Below are 8990 nucleotides of genomic sequence, written 5' to 3'. Positions count from 1 at the left end.
GGATCCAAAACGCGCGCGAGCCAAGAAGCGCGGTCTTGTCAAAGGAGAGGTAGCCGATCCGGCGAACCTGCCAGTGGGCTGTGCGTTTGCCAGCCGGTGTCCGCATGCATCTGAGCTTTGCCACATGTCCAATCCGGAATTGACTGAAACAGCAGGTGGTCGGTTCGTCCGCTGCCACCACTCTGCTGGCCTGAAGCTACAAGGGGCCAACTATGACCAATAAAAACGGAAGCCTCATTGCCTTGAGGCAGGGCCTTCAGGAAACCGACGAACTCAACCTTGCGCGTAAATTTGCACCAGTGCTGCGACTGGACAGATCAGAACCATGGCGCCCGACCGCTATTGGGTTCACGGTTTTTTTGGAGGCAGGAAAGTCTCCAAGTAGCAAGTTTGAGATTGCGCCTAAAGCTGACCGCGTCATCGAATACGCGATCTTCTGGGACTATGACATTCAGCATCTTTACGACCTGGAACACATCTGGATTCATCTCGATGCAGACGATCAGGTTGTCGCCGTTGAAGCATCTCAGCACGGCAAGCGCGTTGAAATGAAGAATGGTGACGCGCTGCCAATTGAAAATGGCCGCGTCACGCTTTGGGCGGAACCTGGCAAACACGCCCACTTTGCATCCCGTGATGCCATGAAGGAACGCGAAGCTCACGCCCGTTACGAGTGCTCGTTGGGGGCGGGGTTACATGGTGTTCACATGGGGAATCCATTCTCGCAAGAGTTTGGTGAGGTCACTCCATATGAACACCGCCTCGCACGCCTGCAAATGCAGCGCTTGGTGCTTGAGCCATCCTACGGTGAAACACTGCGCTGGGATTGTGCTGAAGGCGACTTGGTGCCGTGGGCTCGCGCGAAAAGCTGGATCCCTGAGCGTGTGAAGTACCTCATCAATGATCTGCGCGAAACCCTTCCGCATCTCAAAGCCATCTTTCTGGATTGTGGTGACACGCTCATCGATGAAGGCACTGAAATCAAAAAGGAAGGCAGTGATGTTGCCTACGGTGCTGAGCTCCTGCCACATGCCCGAGAAGCGCTGAACACGCTGGCTGCCCGCGGCTACCGCCTTGCTCTCGTGGCTGACGGCCCACGCGCAACCTTTGAGAACATTCTGGGGCAGCACGACCTGTGGGGCCATTTCGAAAGCCACACCATTTCAGGTGATGTGGGTGTTCTGAAGCCAGATTACAGAATGTTTGAGTGCGCCATGTCTTCACTCGGCCTGAGCGAAGCAGATGCAGGCAGTATCGTCATGGTTGGCAACAACCTCGAACGTGACATCAAAGGTGCGAACGAAGCAGGTCACAAGAGCATCTTCCATAAGTGGACGCAGCGCAGAAATGTGGTCCCGCAAGACGCTAGTGAAGAGCCTACTCGGATCATCGCTTCGCTTCACGAGCTGGTCAGCTGTATCGAGCAGATCGAGCTTTCGCTTACCTGAAGTCCTATAAAAGATACCCCATTTACAAGGAGTGGTTTTGTGCCAAAAACACAATTCCCTTGGCAGATCAAAAAGGGTGAGCCCTTAAGCTATTGGGAAGTCTCTGGGCTGACGGAGACACCCTTTGCTGGCGAGGCAGATACTCTGCCCGACAAAGTGAACTACACCTACATCAACGGTTTCACCGATGTCGGCGACCTCCCATGCCGCATTACCTTCTGGAATGACATGAAGGGCAGGGACGTTCCGTGTCCAAATAATGCCGAACTGACTGAGACACGCATCCAGCCGTCACAGTCCGTGTTGGACTTCAGCGGCTTCTGGTTCTGTCCAACCCATCTGCAACGCGTTTTGCGCTGTGTGGTGAACGCACCAGCTACAGGGAACTATCAGTTCCGCGTCCGAACAGCCGGTGGTGTTCGCATCTGGGTGAACGGTGAGCCCGGTTTTGCATTCGAGCCTCTGGTCCGGAATAAACCGCAGGAAAGCCTTGAAACGCTTACTTTGTCTGAAGGTGCCAATGAAATCGTCGTACATCTGGAAGACATTGCCGAGCGCGATACCGTTTATTCTCTCGAGCTTCTCTATGAGGGCTCAGAGGAAACTGACGCTGATTTGCAAGTCGGCCTGAGCGCTACATACGATGCGGAGGCCCTGAAAACAGCTGAAGCGTTTATCTCCAGCGTCCAACCAGACAAGCTCTATTACTCTGAAGGAGATGTGGAACTGCAGTTTGAAGGCTCCTTGCCAGAAGACACTCAGATCCACGTTGAAACCCTGTCATTGCTGAAGCCAACGCTGACGGGCAGTAAGGGCACCTACACCTTGCCTAAAGGCGCAAATCGTCTGGTCGGTCCACGTGTCGATGATCTGGCTCCGGCCACCAACCTCGTGCGGGTCACCTTATTCACCCAAGGCCTTGGTGTTGCACGGGAAGTGGGCGTTGTCTGCCTGAAGGATCTAGAAAAGGGCACTGGCTCAACACTGGAAGAGCGCCGCAATGAGCTTTTAACATCCAGCGCTCAAACAGGCGAAAGCCATCTCTCCCATGCTTTGGCAAGGCTACATATGGGCATAGACTTGGAAACAGCTGAGAAGCTGCTTCTTGAAGCGCTGAGCAAGATTTCCCGCCGCGAAGATTGCGCCGACTTTGCGTTCCTACCGCTACTCTGGATTTGGAAAGATCATGCATGGACAAAGTTCTCAGAGCAAACCTGGCGCCGTGTCCGCTCTACAATTCTAGGCTTCCGCTACTGGTTCGATGAACCGGGCAACGATGCCATGTGGTTCTGGAGTGAAAACCACACGCTCTGCTTTCATGCCTCTCAGTACCTTGCTGGAACAATGTTCCCGGAAGATCTCTTCCTCTGCTCTGGCAGACAGGGACAGCAACAAAAGCAAGTGGGCTATGAGCGTTTATTGAAGTGGTTTGAAACCGTGGAACGGGACGGTCTGGCAGAGTGGAACTCCAATCCATACTACACGATCGACTTTATCGGCCTGACAGCACTGTATCATCTGGCACCGGATGCTGACATTCGTGATCGCTCCAAAGCGCTCATGGACTCCATCTTCCAGATGATGGCTCTGCACACTCAAACTGGTCTGCCTGCTGGCACCATGGGACGGTGCTACGACAAGGATATCTTCGCAGGCCCGGCAAGTGAACTGGCAACACTCTGCCACTTTGCATGGGGCAACGGCTTTGTGTCCTCCGGCAACTTCGCCTCAACGCTGATTGCGCTCAGCGACTACGCACCGCCAGAAGAAACCAACGCATATGCATCAGTTCCTGAAGGACGTGCACTGGAAACCAGCTACACGCAGGGTCATGAACATACAGGCAAACTGAAGCTTTACAAAACTGCGGACGCACAGCTTTCTACCGTCGTAGACCACAAAACCGGGCAACACGGCCACCAGCAGCATGTGCAGGATGTCATGCTCGCAGGCAATCCATACGCACGGTTCTGGATCAACCATCCAGGTGAAACCCAGGTTTGGGGCAGTGGTCGGCCTTCTTACTGGTCCGGCAACGGAACGCTCCCGCGTGCGGATCAAACGGGCCCAGTGGGCCTGATGATTTTCAATGCCGCCGAAAACGTGACTGACTTCACGCACCTCTATGCGCCTTTGCACATCTGCGATGAGCATGAGCTCACTGGCAACTGGCTCTTTGCGCGTGTCAAAGATGGTTTCACCGCCTTCTACACTGCAAATGGCATGGAGCCACTGCAAACCGGCTGCTTTGCAGGTGTTGAGTTCCGAAGTTCAGGGCGCCGCAATGCATGGGTGACCGTAACAGGTTCAGCTCAAACCGAAACCTTCGCAGAGTTCAAGGCACGTCTGCTCACCAGCAACATCAGTTGGAATGCAGAAACATTGTCCCTGAGCGCTGCGATCAAGGGGCAGGGCAACCTCTCGCTCAATTGGGAAGGCGAGTTGCGCGTCAACGGCAAGCAAAGTGTCTTCGAAAACCTCAGCCCGGTTCCACGCATCGGTCTGAAACGGCTTGATCAGTCCAGCTTAACTCAGGAGGAAGCTCATGTTTGAGACATCCAGGCTTGAAGACGCTCTGGCTCTGACAGCAGATGGCTTCCGCAGTCTGAAGGGCATCAACGATACCCCGTCAGAACTCGACAATGACGGCTCCATTCACTTTGATGAATGGGATTGGGAAGTCGGTGTGGGTCTCTACGGCTTTTACAAGCAGGCTTGCAAGACCGGCGATGAGCGCATGAAGCGCAACCTCGCCAACTGGTATGACATGCAGATCGCCCGCGGCCTGCCACCGCGCCAGATCAACTCCACAGCCCCCATGCTCTGCCTTGCTTTGTTGGCTCGTGAAACCAACAACCAGCGGTGGAAGCAGATCGTGACCGATTGGGCTGAGTGGTTGATCAACGATATGCCCAAAACCGTTGATGACGGCTTCCAGCATCTGGTCAAGGAGCGCGAGAATGACGGTCAGCTCTGGGATGATACGCTGTTCATGGCAGGTCTGTTCATGGGGGTGGCTGGCGATTGGCTGAACCGCCCGGATTGGGTGGAAGAAGCCTACTACCAGTTTCTTGTCCATGGTCGGTACCTGTCAGATCCGGTGAGCGGCCTCTGGTATCATGGCTGGACCTTCCTGGGGAACCACAACTACGCGCAAGCTTTCTGGGCCCGCGGCAATGCGTGGATCACCATCGCAGTGCCGGAACTGTTTGAGCTGGTCGGTGAACGCTATGGTCCGGCAGTTCGCCAGATTAAAGCGCTCTACCGCCGTCAGGTGGAAGCCTTGCTTCCTCTCCAGTTGGAAGATGGCATGTGGCCAACTCTGTTGGATCAGCCAGACTCTCCACCAGAAACTTCCGCCACCGCAGGCTTTGCTTACGGTCTGCTGCGGGGCGTGAGAACAGGCATCCTGCCGGAAACCTACTTGCAACCCGCACTCAAGGCCGCGGCTGCGGTTCTGCAGCGGATTGATGCAGCTGGGATCGTGCAGGAAGTCTCTGATGGCACGGCCATGGGGCATGATTTTGAGTTCTATCGGAACATTCCGAACACTCCCACACCATACGGGCAGGCACTGGCAAGCCTTCTTTTGATTGAACTTCTTGCCGCTGAGGAATTATTGCAAGATGTCGCTTAATACACACCATGTCACTGTCTCAGACGGCGAAAAAGACATAACGCAGGCCGTCCAGCAAGCAATTGATGCAGTTCACGCAGCCGGTGGTGGTCAGGTCGTGCTGCCAAGAGGGCAGTGGGTCTCAAAGGCGCTGAAACTCAAGTCTTTTGTTGACCTGCACCTGCCAAACGGCTGTGAGGTTTCCTGCTCCACCAACTATGCAGACTATGAAGCAGGCAAAGTCTCTGTCATCGCAGAGGACTCCGATCGCGCCTTCATCACAGCGCGCGATCAGCAAGGCATCTCCATTTCCGGCAGCGGTACCATTCATGGCCACAGTGCAAAATGGTGTGGTCGTGAAGGTCTCTTTGAAGGGACGTTCTGGCCCAAGATGCTACGCCCGCGTATCGTCGTCTTCGAAAACTGCAAAGACGTCAGTCTGACTGGCATTTCCATTGTCGAAGCACCCATGTGGACCATCCACCTGATCGCCTGTCATCAGGTAAAGGCAGAAGGTCTACGCATTCTCAATGATATGCGTATGCCAAACACCGATGGCATCAACTTCGACAGTTGCACCGATGCGACCATCTTCAACTGCGTGATCCGCGCAGCCGATGATGCGGTTTGCGTAAAAACCTGCCGCAAAGAAGATGAAAGCCTCAACGGTCCGGCAGAACGGATCATCGTCAGCAACTCCATCCTCTCCTCAAAGTCTTGCGCGCTAAAGATCGGCACGGAAACCTATCAGGATGTGCGGGATGTGCTGTTCACTACGTGCACAATCACCGAATCCAACCGTGCCTTTGGCATCTTCTCCCGCGATGGCGGAGATATCGAGCGCATCCGCTTCTCCAACTGCACAGTGCAATGCGAGCAAACGCCAGACGGGTTCTGGGGCAGCGGCGAGGCGATCACCATCAATGCCCTGCCGCGTATTGCTGGAGATGTGCCGGGTTATGTGCGCGATGTGTCTGCAGATGGCATCACGGGTCGCGCTCAAGGGGCGATTAACATTGTTGGTCACGAAACCCAGAAGATCGAGAGTGTTTCGCTTAGCAACATCCAGCTCACACTGGAAACCGGCAAGTTCTCGGATTCTTACTATCTCGACCTGCGCCCAAGCCCGCACGATGTGAACCTGCTCGATAATCCCGAGCAAGGCCGCCGCAACGCATGGGTCAAAAACGAGGCAGGGCAAGTCCTCGGCCTTGAGCCCTATCCGAACGGATTGCCGGGCCTCTGGCTGGATCATGCCAACAACGTCCGTTGCAACGATGTTGTGATCCACAGACCCGCACCGCTGCCGAAAGGCTGGTCGACGGAAGAGGCGGAACTCGGCCATGTCACCAACGTTTGCTTCAGCAAACCTGCAAGTTCTCACAGTGTTGTTTAGGAATAGGACATATTCTGAAACAGTTTGATTTGAATGGAAAAACCGCAATTGTAACCGGCTGTGATACAGGCCTCGGTCAGGCCATGGCCGTTGGTCTGGCAAAGGCGGGCTGTGATGTGGTCGGCGTCAACGTGGTCGAGCCAAAAGAGTCAGTGGATTTGATGGCGGAAACAGGTCGCAAGTTCTTCGATCTGCGTGCCGACCTGAGTAACAAGGAAGCGCTGCCGGGCATCGTTGCTGATGCTGTTGCAGCCACTGGACAGGTTGATATTCTCGTCAACAACGCAGGCATCATCCGCCGCGAAGAGGCTCTGGACTTCTCAGAAGACGACTGGGATGCGGTGATGAACCTCAACATCCGCTCACTCTTCTTCCTCTCTCAGCTGGTTGCAAAGCAGTTCGTGAAACAGGGCAACGGCGGCAAAATCATCAATGTTGCCTCCATGCTTTCCTATCAGGGCGGCATTCGCGTGCCATCCTACACCGCCTCCAAGAGCGCTGTTCTGGGCCTGACCCGTGCATTGGCAAATGAGTGGGCGAAACACGGCATCAACGTCAACGCGATTGCTCCCGGTTACATGGCAACAAACAACACCGCAGCGCTCCGGCGGATGCTGATCGTAATCAGGCCATTCTGGAACGCATTCCGGCGGAGCGCTGGGGCGAACCGGCGGATGTTGCAGGACCATGCGTCTTTCTCGCGTCTGAGGCAGCCTCATATGTCAACGGCTTCACCATTGCTGTCGATGGCGGCTGGCTCGCCCGCTAACTGAAATACAAAGCTACAAGCAAATAACGCGCAGTTGAAAAATTGAGCGACTGGAAAAGTGCGCTCAATTGCCGAATTTTAGGAGATCACCATGGAAGTAAGACAAGCAATTCACAGCGACCACGCTAAAACATTGGATACAGAAGGCTTGCGCCGTGAGTTCCTCATTGAAAGCATATTTGCTGCAGATGAAATCACCATGACCTACAGCCACGTAGATCGCATCATCGTAGGTGGTGTGATGCCACTGAACACAGAAGTCGTCTTAGTGGCAGACTACGGCAAGAAACTGGGCGTTTCCTACTTTTTGGAACGTCGCGAAATCGGCTTCATCAATGTGGGCGGCCCGGCTGTCATCACAGTAGATGGTGAAACCTACGAAGTCGCACAGGAAGAAGCGCTTTATGTTGGTATGGGCGCAAAAGATGTGTCTTTCAAAAGCCTCGACAAGCAGAACCCGGCCAAGCTTTATTACAACTGTGCCCCGGCTCATAAAACCTATCCAAACAAGAAGGTAACTCTGGCAGAAGCCTCTCCGGTCACTCTGGGCGATGCTGAAAACTGCAATGAGCGCACGATCAATAGGTACTTCGTGCCGGATGTGCTTCCAACCTGTCAGCTGCTCATGGGCATGACCAAACTGCATCAGGGTTCCATCTGGAACACCATGCCAGCGCATACCCATGATCGTCGTATGGAAGTATATTTCTACTTCAACATGAAGGAGGATGCCGCAGTGGTGCATATGATGGGGGAACCGCAGGAAACCCGCCACTTGTTCGTTCACAACGAGCAGGCAGTGATCTCCCCAAGCTGGTCCATTCATAGCGGTGTCGGCACCCAGTCCTACACCTTTATCTGGGGCATGACCGGTGAAAACCAGGAGTTCACCGACATGGACCACATCGCAGTTCCTGATCTGAAATAGACAACTGCAATCGTTGAGATGCCACAAGCCTCGCTCTGAAAAGGAGCGGGGCTTTTTGCTTGCCTGAAGGATGTTCGGTTCAATATCCCCAAGATCTAAGTATGAAAAAATAGGCGCAAATTGTCTCAGTTGTAGGGCAGGCTCTTGCTTTTAGCGTGCTTCAGGCGAGCAGAGTGCATCCGCAATAAAGCCATATAACCTCTGATATTTTTGCACTTACCTCTCATTGTTCAGGTCAGGCGCTCTTTCAGTATGCCTGAATTAAGCTGGAAGAATTCCAGAAATTGACTCGCGCAAACGTTTGCGCAAACGGTTGCGTAACCCATGCGCGCCTGCTAACGTCTCTTCAATCGAGACAACGCGGAGGAACTGCTGCAATGAAGAAGGGCGTACTTTTAAACGCTCCGGTCTCTAGCATTATCTCTCATATGGGCCATGGGGATGGTCTGTGTGTTGGAGACGCCGGGCTCCCAATTTCCAAGGATGTCGAGCGCATCGACCTTGCCATTACAAAGGGTTTGCCGGGCATGCTGGAAACGGCAAGCGCGATCACAGCTGAGATGCAGGTAGAGCGGGTTGTCATTGCTGAAGAGCTGATTGAACACCAGCCAGCTTATCACTTGCGCCTGCGTTCACTCATTACCGAAATCGCAAAGTGTCAAGGCAACAGCGTAGAGACCACAACTGTCTCTCATGAGGAATTCAAGGCATTAACTGGTAAATGCCGGGCGGTGGTGCGCACGGGAGAATGCACGCCCTACGCCAATGTGATTTTTTATTCAGGCGTAACGTTCTGAGGGAAATCTGAGATAATTCGGGCTTTGGGAGAGGAC

Annotated in this window: 7 protein-coding genes and 1 pseudogene; all 8 read left to right on the top strand. The window is 54.0% G+C overall.

Annotation, left to right across the window (positions count from 1 at the left end; all coding sequences use genetic code 11):
- Nucleotides 1-223, top strand: a 223-nt coding sequence (locus tag PPL9_RS34410; protein ID WP_348271983.1) for an oligopeptide/dipeptide ABC transporter ATP-binding protein, incomplete at its 5' end; no start/stop codon positions are given.
- Nucleotides 213-1448: an HAD family hydrolase gene (locus tag PPL9_RS25025; protein WP_057465245.1), complete on the top strand. Its 1236-nt coding sequence runs from the start codon at nt 213-215 to the stop codon at nt 1446-1448. The genes PPL9_RS34410 and PPL9_RS25025, both read left to right, overlap by 11 nt.
- Nucleotides 1449-1487: 39 nt before the next feature.
- Nucleotides 1488-4001 carry a hypothetical protein gene (locus tag PPL9_RS25020; protein WP_057465244.1) on the top strand — a complete coding sequence of 838 codons (2514 nt, stop codon included), beginning with the start codon at nt 1488-1490 and terminating at the stop codon, nt 3999-4001.
- Nucleotides 3994-5085 (top strand): glycoside hydrolase family 88 protein, encoded by a 1092-nt coding sequence (locus PPL9_RS25015; RefSeq protein ID WP_057465243.1) that lies wholly within the window; start codon nt 3994-3996, stop codon nt 5083-5085. Before PPL9_RS25020 ends, PPL9_RS25015 begins: the two co-directional genes overlap by 8 nt.
- Nucleotides 5075-6460 (top strand): glycosyl hydrolase family 28 protein, encoded by a 1386-nt coding sequence (locus PPL9_RS25010; RefSeq protein WP_057465242.1) that lies wholly within the window; start codon nt 5075-5077, stop codon nt 6458-6460. Before PPL9_RS25015 ends, PPL9_RS25010 begins: the two co-directional genes overlap by 11 nt.
- A gap of 11 nt (nt 6461-6471) precedes the next feature.
- Nucleotides 6472-7229: pseudogene (gene kduD / locus PPL9_RS25005) on the top strand (2-dehydro-3-deoxy-D-gluconate 5-dehydrogenase KduD).
- A gap of 91 nt (nt 7230-7320) precedes the next feature.
- Nucleotides 7321-8157 (top strand): 5-dehydro-4-deoxy-D-glucuronate isomerase, encoded by an 837-nt coding sequence (kduI, locus tag PPL9_RS25000; protein WP_057465241.1) that lies wholly within the window; start codon nt 7321-7323, stop codon nt 8155-8157.
- A gap of 377 nt (nt 8158-8534) precedes the next feature.
- Nucleotides 8535-8954, top strand: coding sequence for a D-ribose pyranase (rbsD, locus tag PPL9_RS24995; RefSeq protein WP_057465240.1), 420 nt, complete (start codon nt 8535-8537; stop codon nt 8952-8954).
- Nucleotides 8955-8990: the final 36 nt, after the last annotated feature.

Source organism: Pseudovibrio sp. POLY-S9, from assembly GCF_001431305.1.
GTDB lineage: Bacteria > Pseudomonadota > Alphaproteobacteria > Rhizobiales > Stappiaceae > Pseudovibrio.
This window is presented reverse-complemented; position numbering and strand designations above follow the sequence as displayed.